Annotated in this window: 20 protein-coding genes; 7 read left to right on the plus strand and 13 right to left on the minus strand. The window is 60.5% G+C overall.

Features of this window, described 5'->3' with window-relative positions; genetic code table 11:
* Positions 1 to 6: 6 nt before the first annotated feature.
* From Q1A89_RS18230 to Q1A89_RS18275, 10 genes are all read right to left on the minus strand, one after another.
* Positions 7 to 354: a hypothetical protein gene (locus Q1A89_RS18230; RefSeq protein ID WP_299731686.1), complete on the minus strand. Its 348-nt coding sequence runs from the start codon at positions 352 to 354 to the stop codon at positions 7 to 9.
* Entirely contained in the window at positions 354 to 740 is a 387-nt protein-coding gene (locus tag Q1A89_RS18235) for a response regulator (RefSeq protein WP_299731689.1), read from the minus strand. The genes Q1A89_RS18230 and Q1A89_RS18235 overlap by 1 nt, the downstream gene beginning before the upstream one ends.
* On the minus strand, positions 727 to 1,611 hold the full coding sequence (locus Q1A89_RS18240; protein ID WP_299731692.1) for a protein-glutamate O-methyltransferase: 885 nt from the start codon (positions 1,609 to 1,611) through the stop codon (positions 727 to 729). Before Q1A89_RS18240 ends, Q1A89_RS18235 begins: the two co-directional genes overlap by 14 nt.
* The gene (locus Q1A89_RS18245; protein WP_299731694.1) at positions 1,611 to 2,075 is read right to left on the minus strand and encodes a chemotaxis protein CheW; all 465 of its coding nucleotides are present in this window, start codon (positions 2,073 to 2,075) and stop codon (positions 1,611 to 1,613) included. The genes Q1A89_RS18240 and Q1A89_RS18245 overlap by 1 nt, the downstream gene beginning before the upstream one ends.
* Position 2,076: 1 nt before the next feature.
* A complete protein-coding gene (locus Q1A89_RS18250) occupies positions 2,077 to 4,266 on the minus strand; it encodes a chemotaxis protein CheA (RefSeq protein ID WP_299731696.1) in 2,190 nt (729 codons plus the stop codon).
* Positions 4,267 to 4,275: 9 nt separating this feature from the next.
* Positions 4,276 to 4,641 (minus strand): response regulator, encoded by a 366-nt coding sequence (locus Q1A89_RS18255; protein ID WP_299731698.1) that lies wholly within the window; start codon positions 4,639 to 4,641, stop codon positions 4,276 to 4,278.
* Entirely contained in the window at positions 4,638 to 4,916 is a 279-nt protein-coding gene (locus Q1A89_RS18260) for an STAS domain-containing protein (RefSeq protein ID WP_299731701.1), read from the minus strand. The genes Q1A89_RS18255 and Q1A89_RS18260 overlap by 4 nt, the downstream gene beginning before the upstream one ends.
* Before the next feature lie 198 nt (positions 4,917 to 5,114).
* Positions 5,115 to 6,194 carry a methyltetrahydrofolate cobalamin methyltransferase gene (locus tag Q1A89_RS18265; RefSeq protein ID WP_299731704.1) on the minus strand — a complete coding sequence of 360 codons (1,080 nt, stop codon included), beginning with the start codon at positions 6,192 to 6,194 and terminating at the stop codon, positions 5,115 to 5,117.
* Positions 6,195 to 6,210: 16 nt separating this feature from the next.
* Positions 6,211 to 7,137, minus strand: coding sequence for a methylenetetrahydrofolate reductase (locus Q1A89_RS18270; RefSeq protein ID WP_299731707.1), 927 nt, complete (start codon positions 7,135 to 7,137; stop codon positions 6,211 to 6,213).
* Positions 7,138 to 7,160: 23 nt separating this feature from the next.
* Positions 7,161 to 7,457: a virulence factor gene (locus Q1A89_RS18275; RefSeq protein WP_299731710.1), complete on the minus strand. Its 297-nt coding sequence runs from the start codon at positions 7,455 to 7,457 to the stop codon at positions 7,161 to 7,163.
* A 278-nt stretch (positions 7,458 to 7,735) separates the two neighbouring features.
* Between Q1A89_RS18275 and Q1A89_RS18280 the strand changes: the two genes are divergently transcribed.
* Together Q1A89_RS18280 and Q1A89_RS18285 are read left to right on the plus strand one after the other, a co-directional pair.
* Positions 7,736 to 8,860, plus strand: coding sequence for a Ppx/GppA phosphatase family protein (locus Q1A89_RS18280; protein ID WP_299731713.1), 1,125 nt, complete (start codon positions 7,736 to 7,738; stop codon positions 8,858 to 8,860).
* A 66-nt stretch (positions 8,861 to 8,926) separates the two neighbouring features.
* Positions 8,927 to 9,655, plus strand: coding sequence for an RlmE family RNA methyltransferase (locus Q1A89_RS18285; RefSeq protein WP_299731715.1), 729 nt, complete (start codon positions 8,927 to 8,929; stop codon positions 9,653 to 9,655).
* On the opposite strand, the gene Q1A89_RS18290 is transcribed toward Q1A89_RS18285, so the two are convergent.
* Positions 9,633 to 9,839 carry a hypothetical protein gene (locus Q1A89_RS18290; RefSeq protein ID WP_299731717.1) on the minus strand — a complete coding sequence of 69 codons (207 nt, stop codon included), beginning with the start codon at positions 9,837 to 9,839 and terminating at the stop codon, positions 9,633 to 9,635. The two genes, Q1A89_RS18285 and Q1A89_RS18290, sit on opposite strands and share 23 nt — an antisense overlap.
* Before the next feature lie 43 nt (positions 9,840 to 9,882).
* Positions 9,883 to 10,887: a GlxA family transcriptional regulator gene (locus Q1A89_RS18295; RefSeq protein ID WP_299731720.1), complete on the minus strand. Its 1,005-nt coding sequence runs from the start codon at positions 10,885 to 10,887 to the stop codon at positions 9,883 to 9,885.
* 186 nt (positions 10,888 to 11,073) lie between these two features.
* Between Q1A89_RS18295 and Q1A89_RS18300 the strand changes: the two genes are divergently transcribed.
* Complete coding sequence (locus tag Q1A89_RS18300; protein WP_299731722.1) at positions 11,074 to 12,447, plus strand: class II 3-deoxy-7-phosphoheptulonate synthase; 1,374 nt, start codon at positions 11,074 to 11,076, stop codon at positions 12,445 to 12,447.
* Between the two features lie 76 nt (positions 12,448 to 12,523).
* On the opposite strand, the gene Q1A89_RS18305 is transcribed toward Q1A89_RS18300, so the two are convergent.
* Positions 12,524 to 13,183 carry a PAS domain-containing protein gene (locus tag Q1A89_RS18305; RefSeq protein ID WP_299731724.1) on the minus strand — a complete coding sequence of 220 codons (660 nt, stop codon included), beginning with the start codon at positions 13,181 to 13,183 and terminating at the stop codon, positions 12,524 to 12,526.
* Between the two features lie 287 nt (positions 13,184 to 13,470).
* On the opposite strand from Q1A89_RS18305, the gene Q1A89_RS18310 reads away from it, so the two are divergent.
* From Q1A89_RS18310 to Q1A89_RS18325, 4 genes are read left to right on the plus strand one after another with little or no spacing between them, the layout of a single operon-like run.
* Positions 13,471 to 14,349, plus strand: coding sequence for a YicC/YloC family endoribonuclease (locus Q1A89_RS18310; RefSeq protein ID WP_299731980.1), 879 nt, complete (start codon positions 13,471 to 13,473; stop codon positions 14,347 to 14,349).
* 3 nt (positions 14,350 to 14,352) lie between these two features.
* Positions 14,353 to 15,006, plus strand: a complete 654-nt coding sequence (gmk, locus tag Q1A89_RS18315) for a guanylate kinase (RefSeq protein ID WP_299731726.1) — start codon at positions 14,353 to 14,355, stop codon at positions 15,004 to 15,006.
* Positions 15,003 to 15,530 (plus strand): gamma carbonic anhydrase family protein, encoded by a 528-nt coding sequence (locus tag Q1A89_RS18320; RefSeq protein WP_299731728.1) that lies wholly within the window; start codon positions 15,003 to 15,005, stop codon positions 15,528 to 15,530. The genes gmk and Q1A89_RS18320 overlap by 4 nt, the downstream gene beginning before the upstream one ends.
* Positions 15,527 to 16,711, plus strand: coding sequence for an aminotransferase class I/II-fold pyridoxal phosphate-dependent enzyme (locus tag Q1A89_RS18325; RefSeq protein WP_299731730.1), 1,185 nt, complete (start codon positions 15,527 to 15,529; stop codon positions 16,709 to 16,711). The genes Q1A89_RS18320 and Q1A89_RS18325 overlap by 4 nt, the downstream gene beginning before the upstream one ends.
* The last annotated feature ends 13 nt before the right edge of the window (positions 16,712 to 16,724 follow it).

Raw genomic sequence — 16,724 nt, forward strand, 5'->3', positions numbered from 1 at the left:
TGGGGATCAGAAAAGGTCGACAGTGCCTTGCGCAGTCGGCCGCTCGCTTGCTGACGTATCCAGCAGCGTGCGCGTGGCTTTGAGTTTCAGTTGATCAAGCGCTTGCGCGCGCAGCGCGCCCGGTCCTGCCAGCGCAGCACTGAGGTGGGCGAGATCGCGCAGCGATTGCTGCAAGCTATCCAGTTTTTGGAGATCCTGGATCACTCCGGAGTCCATCGGAGTTGTCATATTGGCCGTCAGTGCTGAAACACTTTTGCCAACCTGCGCAGTGTCCTCTGCCAAATCCAGCAATCGCGTCGCCAGATTTTCCATGATGTGCGCGTCGTTGAGGTCCGCAACCGGTTCGGCCTGCATTACAAAGGTCCCACAACCGTTTCGATACATTTGCGCAGATCATTGGCCTCAAACGGTTTCTTGAGATAGTTATTCATGCCCAGTTTCCGGCCGTAATCAATGATCTGCTGCTCTGCACGCCCTGTGATCAGAATAAAACCTATACCTTTTGTTTTGGCCCCGTTCCGCAAGTTGTGCAGCAATTTCAGACCGTCCATGTTGGGCATGTTGTAGTCCGAAATGACCAGGTGTACCGGCGCGCGCGCGAGAACTTGAAGTGCATTCGCCCCGTCTTCTGCCGTCGAGACGTGGCGCACGCCAAATGCGTCCAGGGTCTGCGTAATGATGCCGCGGCTCGTCGACATGTCATCCACAACCATAATGCGAATCTGATCACGAAGTGCCATTTTGTCCTCCAGACAAGAGTGATGTCGACGACTTCGAGGCATCGTCTTTCTTGTAAGCGGTTGTGCCTATTGTTTTGAAACCGAATTGCGCAGGTGCAGAAATCCGTTCGGAATGACCCAGACACAAAAGGCCACCAGGTCTCAGCATCTTGTGAAAGCGTGGCCAAAGCCGTTCCTGGGTTTCCTGATCGAAGTAGATCACAACATTTCGGCAGAAAATGACGTCGAACTGATGTCGCATCGGCCAGTCCGACAACAGGTTCAACTCACGAAACGAAATGTGCCGACTGACCTCATCCGCAACACGGACCTCGTCACCTTCGGAGCGCATGAACTTGGCCTTGTCTTGAGCGGACACGCCGTTCACCAAACTTTCTGCGTACACTCCATTTTGGGCAAACGAGACGACCTTGGGATCGATGTCTGTTGCAAGAATCTTGAAGTCGGCCTGCGCGATCGACGGTTCTTCCCGTAGCAAGTGCATTGCGATCGAGTAAGGTTCCTGGCCATTGGAACAACCTGCAGACCAGACGCGGATGCGATCACCCGCGGCAATTCGCTGTTGAAGCCCGGGCCGGATCGCTTCCGACAGCAGATCAAAATGATGCGGTTCGCGAAAGAAATGGGATACGTTCGTTGTCAGGGCCGAAATCATGTAGCGCCGTTCCTCCGCACCTTGGTCGGAACAAACCAGATCCGAATAGGCGTCGAAGTTGCGCAAATTGAGCGCGTTCAAGCGATGACGCAGTCTTGATTGCACCATCTTCAGCTTTTCCGAGGTGATGTGCAGTCCGAATTCGCGATGCGCCAATCCGGCAATCGCATCAAACGCCGCCTTTTCAAGCGTTAGTTCGGTACCAGACAACCCCATCAAGCAGCTTCGCTTTGTGCAAAGGCCACCACATTGGGCAGGTCGAGAACCCGGATCATCCGGTCGTCAATCAGTGTCAGTGACCGAATAACGGTTGGTGCCGTTTGGCTGGTTGCGTCCGGTGGCGGCTGCAGATCGGCCTGGTTTACAGTGATGATGTCAGACACGGCATCCACAAGAAGGCCGGTCATGGTCTCGCCCTGTTTTACAACGATAATGACGTTGCGATCTGAATACTCACGGCGCGGCAGGCCCAAACGCTCGGCGAGGTCCATGACCGGCAAAACGGTGCCCCGCAGATTGATCACGCCGCGCATGAAGCTCGGCGCATGCGGCATCGGTGTTGCCTTGGTCCAGCTTCTGATTTCGCGCACACACATGATGTCCAGTGAATATTCCTGATCGCTCAAACGAAACGTCAGCAGCTCGATTGTGTCGGCGTCAGTTGATTTGTCTTGGGTCATGTCAGGCTTCCAGTTTTAGAGGAGCAGTTGCATTCACGTCGTGAGCTTTCGAAATGATGTCAGATGGATCGAGGATGAGGGCGATCTGGCCGTCACCTAGGATGGTTGCCGCAGCAATCCCTGGTGCGCGGTAGAACGTGTCGTCCAGCCCCTTGATCACCACCTGGCGCTGGTCTTGGATGTCATCGACAATCAAGGCACCAAGACTGCCGTCTTCGTGGGAAATCAGAAGCGCGACGGATTCCACATAGCTGTCCTGCTTGTCGCGGTAGCCCAACAGATGACCGAGATCGAACAGCGGAACAAAACCCGTACGCACCCGTACGACATCAACGCCCGGCTGGATCGTGTTCAGGGTTTCCTCGGTCAATGTCATCGTTTCCGCCACCATGTTGAGCGGGATAACAAGCGTTTCACCAGCAACATCGACGACCATGCCGTCAAGCACGGCCAGTGTCAGAGGCAGGGATATGGAGAACACAGTGCCTTTTGTCGGAACGGACGTGATGGAAATGCGCCCGCCCAAAGCCTGAATGGAAGTGCGCACCACGTCCATTCCGACACCCCGTCCGGACAGGTCAGACACGGTGCTTGCGGTAGAAAAGCCCGGCAAGAACAGAAGGTTGTCGATTTCGCTGTCAGACAGAACGGCGTCTGGCGCTATCAGCCCTTTTTCCGTGGCGATTTGTTGCACGCGCGGGCGGTTGATGCCGGCGCCATCGTCGGACACGTCGATGACGACCCGGCCTGACCTGTGCGCCGCGCTGAGACGTACGATGCCGCCGGGTGATTTGCCCGCAGCCACGCGATCTGCGGTACTTTCCAGACCATGATCGACCGCGTTGCGGATCATATGGGTCAGCGGGTCGGCAAGCCGTTCGATCACCGTCTTGTCAACTTCGGTGTTTTCGCCTTCGCAGACCAGCCGCACATCCTTGTCCACTGCGGCTGATGCCTCGCGGACGATACGTGACATGCGCTGGAACAAGGACTTCACCGGCTGCGCGCGGATCATCATCACGCTGTCTTGAATGTCCCGGGTCAGCCTTTGGAATTCTTCGAGCCCGTTCATGGCGTCTGAATGCGGAGACAGGCCCGAGCTTTTGAGACTTTGCGCGAGCATGGCCTGGTTGATGACCAATTCACCCACGAGATTCACCAGCCGTTCGATACGGTCCAGATCAACGCGCACCACTGATTTTGGGGCCGTCTGACCGCTGGTTGCCGCCCGTTCCGTGGGTCGTGCCTCTTTGGCGCTGGGTGCAGGCACGTCCGGCTCGGGAGGTGGGGCGGGGGCCGCCGCCTCCTCCGGCTCGGGCTCAATGCTCATCGCGGGTTCGTCCGTTTCGGGTGTGGGCAAAGGCGGCAGGTCCATTGGAAGATCAAGCACAACAGGCGCATCTTGTGCGGTCGCTTCATTGGCCCCGTCCAATCGGGTAATGCTGTAGGCACACAGACCTTCGACAAATTCGAACATCGAGGCGATTTCCGCCTCGTCGACATCGGCCGTCAATTCCACCACCCAGGACAGATAGGGGGTTTCGGGCGCAAGGTTCTTCAAATCCGGCAAGCGGGACATGTCACATTGCACGCGCGCCTCGCCAAGCCCGGCGATAGCCCCAAGGATCGGATAGGCGTCATTGCCGCCTTCGAACATTTCTGCTTCGGGGCTGAACTTGACCTCAAACCTGGGCGTGGTTTGCGTCTCTTCCTCGGCTTCGCCCAGATCAAGATCGAGGCTCAGGCCAAGAGGTTGAAAATCGATATCTGGCTCAGGTTCATCCTCATCCTCTTCGCCGCCACCGATATACTGTTCGAGTTCCTGTAGAAGTTTTTCACCGTTTTCTGCCGGGACGTCCTCATTGTCCCGAGACGCGCGCACAAGATCAGACAGGTGGTCGGTTGCACGGAAAAACAGGTTGATCAGTGGCGGATCAGCCTCAAGCGAGCCATTGCGCACCGCCTCGAGTGTGGTCTCATAGGTGTGGGCAAACCGTACCAGCGATTTGAGCCCAAAGGCACCGGCGCCGCCCTTGATCGAATGGACGGCGCGGAACACCACGTGGATCGTTTCGCTGTCCGCACACCCCTCATCCAGCTGTTGCAGACCGTCCTGTGTCGCTTCAAGCAGCTCTTCGCATTCGATGAAAAACGAAGCTCTGATCTCTTCCATTGGATCGGGTTTGGTCATCCTGAGATCCTATCCGGCAACCATTTGCAACGCCTTGACCAGCTTGATCGGGTCAAAGGGTTTGACGATCCAGCCGGTCGCCCCGGCCGCGCGGGCGCGTTGTTTCAACTCAGGCGCCGCCTCGGTGGTGAGGACAAGGATGGGGGTCGAGCGGTACTTGTCGCGCTCCCGCACCGCATCGATAAAGCCGAAGCCGTCCATGCGGGGCATGTTGATGTCCGTGATGATCACGTCGGGCGCGATCTCGCTCAGCACTTCGGTGCCGTGCACGCCATCATCAGCGGTGTGCACCGTGAATCCGGCAGGTTCCAACGCAAACCGGATCATGTCGCGCATTGTGCGGCTGTCATCGACGGCAAGGACTTCGAGGCTCATGGTGCACCCTCCGAAAGCTGTTGTGGTGAAAGGCCCATCATGGCCAATTGGCTGGTCGCGCGCTCACTGATCGCACAGATTTCCAACGTGCCGCCAAGGCTGCGCTGATCGCGCGCCGCCGCAAGGATCAACTGCACACCAAGGGCACCCATATGGGTCACCTCACCGGCGTCGATCTGCACCGTTCCGCCTGTACAGGCCTCGGTCAGGCGTGGGGCAAAGGCGCTGAGTTCCGTGGCGTCCAGACGCGCGGGCAATTGGATCGGTTCTGTCATCGCGCACCAACGCACGTATCGACGGCTTGTCCTGTCATGATAAACCTCGTGGCTGATCGTTTCGAAGTTTGTGTAGCGGACGCTCCGTTAAGACAGCGTTACCGGATTTGCATATCCGGCCCGATCACGCTGTATGCCGCGCACAAAAAAACCCGCGCTGGTTAAAGCGCGGGTTTGGATCGGGATATGGGGCGTCAGTCAGGCGCGACGGCGACCCCCTGTGCGACCGGCGCGTCCGCGCCCTTCCTGGCCTGCCTTGGGGGGCGCGCGATTGAACCTGATCCACTCGCCGCCGCCCTCGTCATTATTGGTCAAAAAGTTGGCCGCGCGGATCGCTTCCATCTCCTTGCCTGCGCGGGGCAGGGTAGAGCCAAGACCGAACATCTGCACAAAGGCCTCATCATCCATGCCCTCGGGCAGAATGATGCCTGCAGCCTCCACTTCGGCGCGTTTTTCAGCGATTTTTGTCACACCAACGGGCAACGCGACCGGGTTCATGATGGCGGAGGTCATGCCAGCCCCCATCGCCATCGGCAGAAACGCGTTGTTGATGCCGTGTCGGTTGGGCAGACCAAAGGAAATGTTGGAGGCCCCACAGGTCGTGTTGACCCCCAGTTCCTCGCGCAGACGGCGCACCAGCGTAAACACCTGCAAACCGGCAGTGCCCATGGCCCCGATGGGCATGACCAGCGGATCAACGACGATATCATGGGCCGGAATGCCGAAATCAGCGGCGCGTTCGACGATCTTTTTGGCCACGGCAAAGCGCACATCGGGGTCTTCGGAAATGCCGGTGTCATCGTTGGAAATCGCCACGACCGGCACGTTGTATTTCTTGACCAGCGGCAGGACGAGATCCAGACGCTCTTCCTCGCCCGTGACCGAGTTGAGCAGGGGGCGCCCTTCGGCAGCCGCCAGCCCGTTTTCCAGCGCGCCGGGGACCGAGCTGTCGATACACAGGGGCACATCGACTATGGCCTGCACCCGCTCGACCAGTTCCTGCATCAGCGTGGGCTCAACAAAGTTGTTGTCGGCATAGCGCGGATCTTCGGCCATCTTGTTGGAGAACACAGCGCCCGAGTTGATGTCGAGAATATTGGCACCAGCCGCGACCTGCGCACGCGCATCGGCCTCGACCCGGGAAAAATCGCCGCGCTCCAGCTCTTCGTTCAGGATCTTGCGGCCCGTAGGGTTGATACGTTCACCAATGACGCAGAACGGCTGGTCAAAGCCGATGATGGCGGTCTTGGTCTTGGATTCGACAATGGTGCGTACCATGCGGGCAAAGGTCCTTTTATGCAGAGGCTGGGACGGCAGAGGCGCCGCCGTTTTCGATGGCCCAATGGGCGTTGGTCTTGATCCCGCCAAGGGGGAAGAAGTGGACCTGGGCGATGTTGAAGTCGGGGTTCTTGGCCTTGTGCGCGGCCAGGCCCGCAATCACTTCGGTCGGCTCGAAGGGCATCAGCAGCTTCGTGACATCCTTGGCCCGGCGCTGCAGCACCCGCAAAGAGGCGCCGACACCGCAGGCAATGGCGAATTTGATCATGGTCTGCAGTTTGGCAGGGCCTGCAATGCCGATATGGATAGGCAGGTCGATGCCCGCAGCCTTGAGGCTGTCCGCCCAGGCGATGATCGGATCAGCCTCAAACGCAAACTGGGTGGCAAGCGCCATCTTGGCATCTGTTGTTTCAGAGAATTTCTGTTTCCATGCAACGGCTTCTTCGACGTTCTTCAAGCCACCGTCAGGGTCGATATCCTTGTTCCCCTCGGGATGGCCAGCCACGTGCAGACGTTTGAATCCGGCCGCATCAAAGGCACCGGTTTCGAGCAGTTGCATCGAGCTGTGAAAATTGCCGTAAGGTGTGTCAACACCGCCGGCGAGCAGCAGGGCCTGATCAACATTCGCTTCGCCCTGATAGCGGGCGATCCAGTCCTTGAGCGTGGCTGCGTCCTCGATGATGCGCGCGGGAAAGTGCGGCATGACCGGGAACCCCTCGGCGTTCAGACGCTTGGCGGTGGCGACCATGTCCTCGATCGGTGTGCCTTCGATATGGGCGATGTAGACGCGGGTGCCTGTGGGCAGCAGAGCGCGGAAATCCTCGACCTTTTCGGCGGTGCGCGGCATCACCTCGATGGAATAACCTTGCAAGAACGCCTCGACCTCGGGGCTGAGGCTGCCGGGCACGGGACCGGTGTCTTTCTTGAAGTTCAGCAATGCCATGTCACGTCTCCTGCCAAAGGGCCTCAGGCCCAACCTTCATTGTCGATCAGCGCCTTGATCCGGGCACTGTCATATTCGGTCTCAAGACGGACGGCCTCGGCCTCGGCCAGTTCAGCCGGGTCGCCCTCCATCGGGTAGGGATCAGCCTTGCGCCACTCGGCAAGATAGGCGTCCGCGTCCTTGGCGTTCACCTTCATCGCGGCACGATCAATGGCCTGTTCAAACCGTTCGGCCAATTGACGTTTGGAGCCGCGACGGCCCTTGCCCACGATCACCTGCGCCGGGATATCGCGCCAGTAGACGATTGTGACATCAGGCATCTGATTCCTCCGTTCCAGTTGACCTCTGATAAGGCACGGCGCCCCCGCATCGCGGCTTGTTTTCGACAAAACCGAAGACTGTTGCGACTTGACGGCCCGGTGGCGACATCGCCCGCTGTGGTCTTCGCGCAAAGCGGGCGCGCGGTAAACGTCAAATAATTCATATTCTTGATGACGTTCACCGCCAGTGCGGGCAGGCCCGCGCCTCCTGCAAGCCACTTGCGCGAATGCATCATTGGACATATCGTCAACGCAACTCGATTTGAAAGGCGCGAAAGATGGCGCCAAAGCGTCCCCAAGGTGCGGGCGCGATAGACAACCGGCCCCCTGCACAGGGGTCCAAGCCCGTGCCGCGTGCCCCTGGATCGCCCGAGCTTTATGCCGCGCTGGATCTGGGCACGAACAGCTGTCGCATGTTGATCGCCGAGCCGCGGGGCGCGGGGTTTCACGTCGTCGACAGTTTTTCAAAATCCGTGCAACTGGGCCTTGGCCTTGAACGTTCGGGCAAGCTGTCGCGCGGGTCGATGACGCGTACCGTGCAGGCCCTGCGCATCTGTCAGCAAAAGCTCAAACGTCACAATGTGCGCCGCATGCGCCTTGTTGCGACCGAAGCCTGCAGGCGGGCCGTCAACGCCACGGAATTCATCGAACGGGTGCACCGCGAGACCGGTCTGCGGCTGGACATCATCGAACCTGAAGAAGAGGCGCGGCTGGCGGTGATTTCCTGCGCGCCGCTGGTCAGCCCCAAGACGGAAAACCTGCTGGTGGTCGACATCGGCGGCGGGTCGACCGAGCTGGTCTGGATCGACCTTGCCAGCGTGCCGAACAAGGACCGGCCCCAAGCCATCATGCGGTTGCATTCAGGCTTCATCAAGGCCGTGAGCGACGTGCCCGAAGCCCGCGTGGTGGACTGGATCAGCGTGCCCCTGGGCGTCGCCACCTTGCGCGAACAGTTCAACGATGTGGACGACGACGCCGCCCGCTTTGCCCTGATGAGCTGGTTTTTCGAGGAAAACCTGTCCAGCTTTTCGCCCTATCATGCGACCGAACCCACCGAGCGGTTCCAGATCGTGGGCACCTCAGGCACCGTGACAACCGTGGCGGCCTCGCATCTGGGCCTCAAGCGCTATGACCGCACCAAGGTCGATGGCTTGCGCATGAGTTCCGAGCAGATCGACACCGTCATCCGCTCATACCTCAACATGGGTCCCGGCGGACGACGTGCCGATCCGCGTATTGGCTCGGACCGGCATGCGCTGATCATGTCGGGGGCGGCGATCCTGCAGGCGCTGATGCGCTGCTGGCCAACAGACCGCCTGTCGGTCGCGGATCGCGGCCTGCGCGAGGGGCTGCTTTATGCGCAGATGAGTGCCGATGGTGTACTTGAGGATCAGTCGGTCTGAGCCCCCGTGCAATTCGGAGACGGATCGCTTACATGGCGTGAGAACACGAGACAAAAGGTGGCTGACGTGGCCAAGACCCCCACAGGCAAGAACACATCCGGACGCGGGCAGCGCGAGCTCAAGGTCAAGGTCAAGTCCGCGCGCGGGCGCAAGCTGTCCTCGACCCGCTGGCTGCAGCGGCAGTTGAACGACCCGTATGTCAAACGCGCGCAGGCCGAAGGCTATCGCGGGCGCGCGGCCTACAAGATCCTCGAACTGGATGAAAAGTTTCGCTTTCTCGTGCCCGGCGCACGGATCGTTGATCTGGGCGCGGCCCCGGGGGGCTGGTGTCAGGTGGCAGTGAAACGCTGCAATGTGCTGGGCGAAAGGTCAGGCAAGGCGGTTGGCACCATTCTGGGCATCGATCTGCAGGAAATGGAGCCCATCGCGGGCTGCGAGCTGCATCAGCTTGATTTCATGGAAGATGACGCCGACCTCAAGGTCAAGGAATGGCTGGGCGGCAAGGCGGATGTGGTGATGTCGGACATGGCGGCCTCATCCTCGGGGCACAAGCAGACCGACCATCTGCGCATCATTGCGCTGTGCGAGGCGGCGGCCTATTTCGCCTTCGACGTGCTCGAGGATGGCGGCACCTTTGTCGCCAAGACATTGGCGGGCGGGGCAGAGGGGGGCTTGCAAAAGCTGCTCAAGCAACGCTTTGCCAAGGTCGCGAACGTCAAACCCCCAGCCTCACGGGCCGACAGTTCGGAAAAATTCGTGGTCGCAACCGGGTTCAGGGCTGACCCGGCACCATAAGATCATCACGCTGGAAGGACCGCAGGGCAATCATCTGCAGCTTTTCCAACTCTGCCGGGCTGAGGCGGCGGACCTTCTTGGGCTTGATTTCATCGGCGCGCTCGATGGCGGCATCGCTTTGGCGCATCAGTTCGAACACGCGTTGGCGGGACGGGGTCGGGGTGGGGGTATCAGGCAGCATCATGGCCACGGGATACCAACCAAATCAGGCCGCAATATGTTGAAAATTAGATCGAAAGACGCGCAGCATGCGTGCCGCGTTCACGATAGGGTGTCGTGTCGTAATGGGCGCGGTAGCATTTGGAAAAATGCGATGGCGAGGCAAAACCGCAGGCAAGCGCGACGTTGATCACACTCATATCGGTTTGCATCAACAGGTTGCGGGCCTTTTGCAGGCGCAACTCCATGTAATAGCGCTTGGGTGAGCGGTTGAGGTAGCGGCGGAACAGCCGCTCGAGCTGCCGCGTGGACATGCCCACGTCCTTTGCCAGGATCGAAGGGCTGATCGGCTCTTCGATATTCTGTTCCATGATCTGGATGACCTGGCTCAGCTTGGGATGACGCACGCCGATGCGGGTGGGCACGGACAGGCGCTGCGTGTCCTGATCCGTGCGGATCGAGGAATAGATCAGCTGATCGGCCACTGCATTGGCCAGTTGCTCGCCATTTTCATCCGCAATGAGTTTCAGCATCAGATCGATCGAGGACGTGCCCCCGGCGGTAGTCAGCCGCTTGTCATCGACGACAAAGACGGACTTGGTCAACTCGACCTCTGGGAACTCTTCGGTAAAGCTGTCCTGATTTTCCCAGTGGATCGTGGCGCGCTTGCCGTCGAGCAGCCCGGCCTTGGCCAGCGTAAAGGCCGCCGTGCACAGGCCAGCCACATGCGGACCCTTGCGCGCCTCGCGGCGCAGCCAGCCCAAAAGGCGTTTGGTTGTGGCGGCCTGCACGTCGATGCCACCGCAGATCATGATCGTGTCGTCGCGGCTGACCTCGTCCAGATCCCCATCCAGCTTGAACCCGGTTCCGGCCGAGCAATAAGCGACATCGCCGCCCTCACCGATAATGCGCCAGCTGTAAATCTCGGCCTCGGCCATACGGTTGGCGATGCGCAGGCTTTCGAGGGCTGCGGAAAAACACAGCAGGGTGAAATTGTTGAGCAAAACAAAGACGAAGTGTTTGGGTTGATCACCCTCGGGCCGGGTACGGGTGGCGGAGCGCGTGATCGACATCGCGTCGGGATCCTAAGCTGGCGGGTATGTCCTGTGACGTAGTCCGCGCGTGTGTATGACGCGCACCTTGTGCATGGGCCAAACGCGACGTCAAGAGGCCGCATTTGTGATATGGTCACTGGTGACTGGCTTTTGTATAGAAGGCGGCGGCGGCGTTACCGCCAACATGTTTTGCGGAGAGAGACGATGAGCAATTGGACAAAATCTGACTGGCGCACACTGCCCCGGGTACAGATGCCCGATTATACTGACGCGGCGGCCCTGCAGGCGGTCGAGGCACAGCTGTCCAAATATCCGCCACTGGTTTTCGCAGGCGAAGCCCGCCGGTTGCAAAAGCATCTTGCCGATGCCTCGCGCGGGGATGCGTTCCTGCTTCAGGGCGGCGATTGCGCCGAGGCCTTCGATCAGTTCAGCGCCGATGGCATCCGCGACACGTTCAAGGTGATGTTGCAGATGGCGATGGTGCTGACCTTTGGCGCCAAGGTGCCGGTGATCAAGCTGGGGCGCATGGCCGGGCAATTCGCCAAGCCGCGCTCGGCCCCGACCGAGACCGTCGATGGCGTGGAACTGCCAAGCTACCGCGGTGACATCATCAACGATCTGGCCTTTACACCCGGCTCGCGCATTCCCGACCCGTCCCGCATGCTGCAGGCCTACACGCAGGCCGCCGCAACGCTGAACCTGCTGCGCGCCTTTTCCACGGGTGGTTTTGCCGACATGCACCGGGTGCATTCCTGGACGCTTGGCTTTGCCGAAGGGGGTGAGGCCGAGAAATACCTCGAAATCGCCAATCGCATTCAGGACACCATCGATTTCATGGCCGCCGCCGGGATCGACGGGGACACCACGCATGAATTTTCGAGTGTCGAGTTCTACACCAGCCACGAATCCCTGCTGCTGGAATATGAAGAGGCGCTGACGCGCATCGATTCCACTTCTGGCAAATGGCTGGCGGGGTCGGGCCACATGATCTGGATCGGGGATCGCACCCGCCAGCCCGACGGCGCCCATGTGCATTTCGCAAGCGGCGTGCAAAACCCCATCGGGCTCAAATGCGGGCCGACCATGACAGCCGAAGACCTCAAGGCGCTGATGGCCAAGCTGAACCCCGACAACGAGGCGGGTCGTCTGACCCTGATCGCACGCTTTGGCGCCGGATCAGTGGGCGAGCACCTGCCGCGCCTGATCAACACCGTGCGTGAGGAGGGGGCCAATGTCACATGGGTCTGTGATCCGATGCATGGCAACACGATCAAGTCGTCCTCGGGCTACAAGACGCGGCCATTCGAGTCAGTCCTGCGCGAAGTGCGCGAGTTCTTTGGCGTGCACGCCTCCGAAGGGACAATCCCCGGCGGTGTCCATTTCGAGATGACCGGCCAGGATGTGACCGAATGCACAGGCGGCGTGCGGGCCGTGACGGACGAGGACCTGAGCGATCGTTACCACACCGCCTGCGATCCGCGCCTCAACGCCTCGCAATCGCTGGAACTGGCGTTTCTGGTGGCAGAAGAGCTGTCAAACCTGCGCAGCGCGCGCAACGCAGCCCGCGCCGCCAGCTAAGGCAGACAAAAAGACAAAGAAGCGCGAGGGGCAGACCGCCACTCGCGCTTTTTCTACGTGGGGAAGGTCCGCGCCGTCAGTCGTCTGATTTGACAACCCGCAGATAGGGCACATCCGGGCGCGGCGCATGGGATTTGAACGCACGGGCCGGTTCAGCGAACCCCTGGGCCTGTGCGGGCGCATCCGGCGTCTTGGCTGGCTGCTTTTGTGCAATCGGCAGGGTCGAGGGCGCGGTGATCGTGCGTATCTTGGCACCTACCACGTCAAAGCGGCGCGGCGTGTGGCCAATGTCACCTTGTGCGACCAGACAACCCAGGATCCGGCTCACATCACCGAGGTCACTTTTCAGCGGCATCAGCAGCAGGCGACCGTCCAGTTGCGGCTTGGTCACGCTGATTTCCGCGTTCAGGCGCATCTCGCACACGGCGGGGCGCTGGCACACATCTTCGAGCAAATCGTTAATTTGACGGCGGCAGGGCGGGGTGATCAGCGACGTCAGCGGCATTCCGCGCACTTCCATCCCCATCAGGTCGCTCAGATGGCTTCCGGCAATGCGAATGCGGGCCATTCCGGGGGCAATCCGTTCGAGCACGAATGTGTGTTCAAGCGCGGATTCGATTCCACGGGGATCGATCTCGGAGCGCTTTGGCATAAGGCGCGCACCGCGCAGGCCTTCCCAATAGGCCTCGACCTGGGAAATGGCTGAATATCCAACGTCTGCTCGAAACTCTGTCATGTTGAGGATATTGTGAGGGTTATGGTCCGATTTGTCCATCATATGCGTCTCTGGGTCTCATTTTGGGTGCAAACCAACGGCGGTTTGCCGTCCTTGAGGCGAATATGTATCAAAACGCGGCAAAATATGGCGGGCAATGTTAACAACTGGTTAACCGACCTGAGGGGAATTGGGCTTGAGTCTTTGGCTTGCCCCAGTCCGGCAGAGCCCCTAAACGCAACTGCATGAACAGCCAGAAAAATCAAAAGAGCCCCAAGGAAAACGCTGCTGCAAACACTGTGCGGTCCATGACCGGCTTTGCGGCCGCGACCGGCGCGATGGACCCGTTTCGCTGGTCCTGGGATATCCGTTCCGTCAATGGCAAGGGGCTGGATGTACGGCTGCGTGTGCCGGACTGGATCGACGGGCTTGAGGCCGCAATTCGCCCGCTGGTGCTGGCGCGTGCGCATCGTGGCAATGTGACCCTGTCGCTGCGGGTGTCGCGCGATGATGCGGTGGCGGCCATCACCCTCAACACGGTGCAGATGAAAGCGACCGTGCAATCGCTGCTCGCCATCGAGGCCGAGGCGATGGAGCAGGGTCTGTCGCTTGCGCCTTCGCGCGCCAGTGACATCGCAATGATGCGCGGCGTGCTGGAACAGGGGACCAGCCAGGATGACCCGGCCCCTCTGCGTGCCGCCCTTGTGGCCGAATTGCCCACGCTGCTCGATGCCTTTGACGAGATGCGCCAAAGCGAGGGCACTGCCATGCATGGCGTGCTGATGGGCCAGCTCGACACCGTGGCCAGCCTCACGCAAGAGGCCGCCACGCTCGCCGAGGCCCGCAAGGAAGAGGTTGCAGCCACCTTGCGCGACAACCTCGCACGCGTGCTGGAAAACACTGATGGCGCCGATCCTGACCGGGTGGCGCAGGAACTCGCCCTACTGGCCGTCAAGGCGGACGTGACCGAGGAAATCGACCGCCTGCACACCCATGTGGATGCCGCGCGCACGCTGCTGGGCGAGGGCGGCGCGATCGGGCGCAAGCTCGATTTCCTGATGCAGGAGTTCAACCGCGAGGCCAACACCTTGTGTTCCAAGGCGCAAAACGCCGATCTCACCCGCGTCGGCCTCGCCCTCAAGGCGCTGATCGACCAGATGCGCGAGCAAGTGCAGAACGTGGAATAGCCCATGACGACCGACCAGACCAAGCGCCGCGGGCTGCTGATCATCCTGTCCTCGCCCTCGGGTGCGGGCAAAAGCACATTGGCCCACCGCCTGCGGGCCTGGGACAGTGACATCGTGTTTTCGGTGTCCTCCACCACCCGCGACGCGCGCCCGGGCGAGGTGGATGGCGAGCATTACAGCTTTATCTCCGTTCCCGACTTCAAAAAGGCGGTCAAGCGCGGCGAGATGCTGGAACACGCCCATGTCTTTGGCAATTTCTACGGCTCGCCCAAGGGGCCGGTGTCGACCGCGATCAACGGCGGCCATGACGTGCTCTTCGACATCGACTGGCAGGGCGCCCAACAAATCCGCAACTCGGATCTGGGCGCACACACGCTTTCGATATTCCTGCTGCCCCCGTCGATCACCGAATTGCACCGCCGCCTTGTGGCGCGCAATCAGGACAGCGACGATGTGATCAAGAAACGCATGCGCAAAAGCTGGGACGAGATCAGCCGCTGGGATTCATATGATTTCGTGCTGGTCAACGACGATCTGGACCAGACCGAAACGCAACTCAAGACCATCATCGAGGCGACGCGCCTGCGCCGTCTGCAACAGCCCGACCTCACCGACCATGTGCGCGCCCTGCAAACCCAGTTCGAGGAGTTGAAATGACACTCTATGCCCTTGGCGATGATGCGCCCGAGATTGCGGATGACACATGGGTGGCGCCAGACGCCAACCTGATCGGAAAAGTGGTTCTGGAACGCGCCGCAAGTGTCTGGTTTGGCTGCACAATCCGCGCAGATCACGAGGAAATTCGTATCGGTGAAGGCTCCAACGTGCAGGAAAACTGCGTGATGCATATCGATCTCGGCTATCCGCTGACGATCGGCGCGGGCTGCACCATTGGCCACAAGGTCATGCTGCATGGCTGTACCATCGGTGACAACACTCTGATCGGGATGGGCGCAACCGTCCTCAACGGCGCAAAGATCGGTAAGAATTGCCTGATCGGGGCAGGGGCGCTGATCACCGAAGGCAAGGAAATCCCGGACGGATCGCTGGTGATGGGCATGCCGGGCAAGGTGGTGCGTCAACTGGATGAGACCGCCATTCATGGTCTGCGCGCCTCGGCGCTGCACTATCAGGACAACATGCGCCGCTTTCGCGACACGATGACGGTTGTGCCCACATGAAGAATGACCGCGGATCGATCATGCGCCCCGTACCTCTGCCAGAAAGTGCGTCGCGCCCTGTGGCCACACCGCTGTCTCCCTCGGTTGTCTATGCCTCGGACACGCCGGACATGCTGGATGCACAGTACGAAGGCGACCTGCATGGCTATACCTACAGCCGCGAGGGTCATCCCAACGCCGACGTTGTGGCCCGCACCATCGACGCGATGGAGGGTGCGCCGCATATGGGCGTTGTGACCGCAAGCGGCATGGCTGCCGTGTCGGCGGTGCTGCTGGGTCTGACCAAGGCCGGGGATCACGTGATCGGGGGCAACCAGCTCTATGGGCGGTCCTTGCGGATGATGTCCGAAGACCTGCCGCGTCTGGGCATCGCCACCTCGATGGTCGATCCCGGGGATGTCGAGGCGGTACGCGCCGCCATCCGTCCCGAAACGCGGATGATCCTGGTCGAGGTGGTATCCAACCCCACATTGCGCGTCGCTGACATTCTGGGCCTGTCTGCACTGGCGCGCGAGGTCGGTGTGCTGCTGGTTGTCGACAACACGTTCACCACGCCCCGCGCGTTCCGCGCCTTTGATCACGGCGCGGACATCGTGATCCATTCCGTGACCAAGCTGCTGGCGGGGCATTCGGATGTGATGCTGGGTTATGTGGCGGCAACTGACGCGGAACTCAACGACAGGCTGCGCGTGTTCACTGTGACCGCAGGCATGTCGCCCAGCCCGTTTGACTGCTGGCTGGCCGAGCGGGGCATGCTGTCCTTTCCCTTACGCTATGATCGCGCGCAAGCCAGTGCAGCAATCCTCGCCACGCATCTGGCGACGCTCAAGGGCGTCAAACGGGTGATATACCCCGCGCGCCGGGATCATCCTGATCACGCGCGGGCCGAGACCCTGCTCAAGGGTCAGTATTGCAACATGGTCAGCTTCGAGATTGACGGCGACCGGGCGGCGGCCAATGCGCTGGCGCGCGGGGCCGAGGGGCTCAACTTTGCCCCGACGCTGGGCGATGTGGGCACCACGATCTCGCACCCCGCCTCATCCTCGCACCGGGCACTGACGGCGGAAAAACGGGCCGAGTTGGGCATGTCCGAAGGGTTCTTTCGCGTCTCGGTCGGTCTTGAGGACCCGGACGCGCTGTGTGACGTGTTCACCTCCGCCATTCAGGCCGCCACAGGCTAAGGGGCAGGGCAGG

The organism is uncultured Tateyamaria sp., from assembly GCF_947503045.1.
In the GTDB taxonomy this organism is placed as follows: domain Bacteria; phylum Pseudomonadota; class Alphaproteobacteria; order Rhodobacterales; family Rhodobacteraceae; genus Tateyamaria.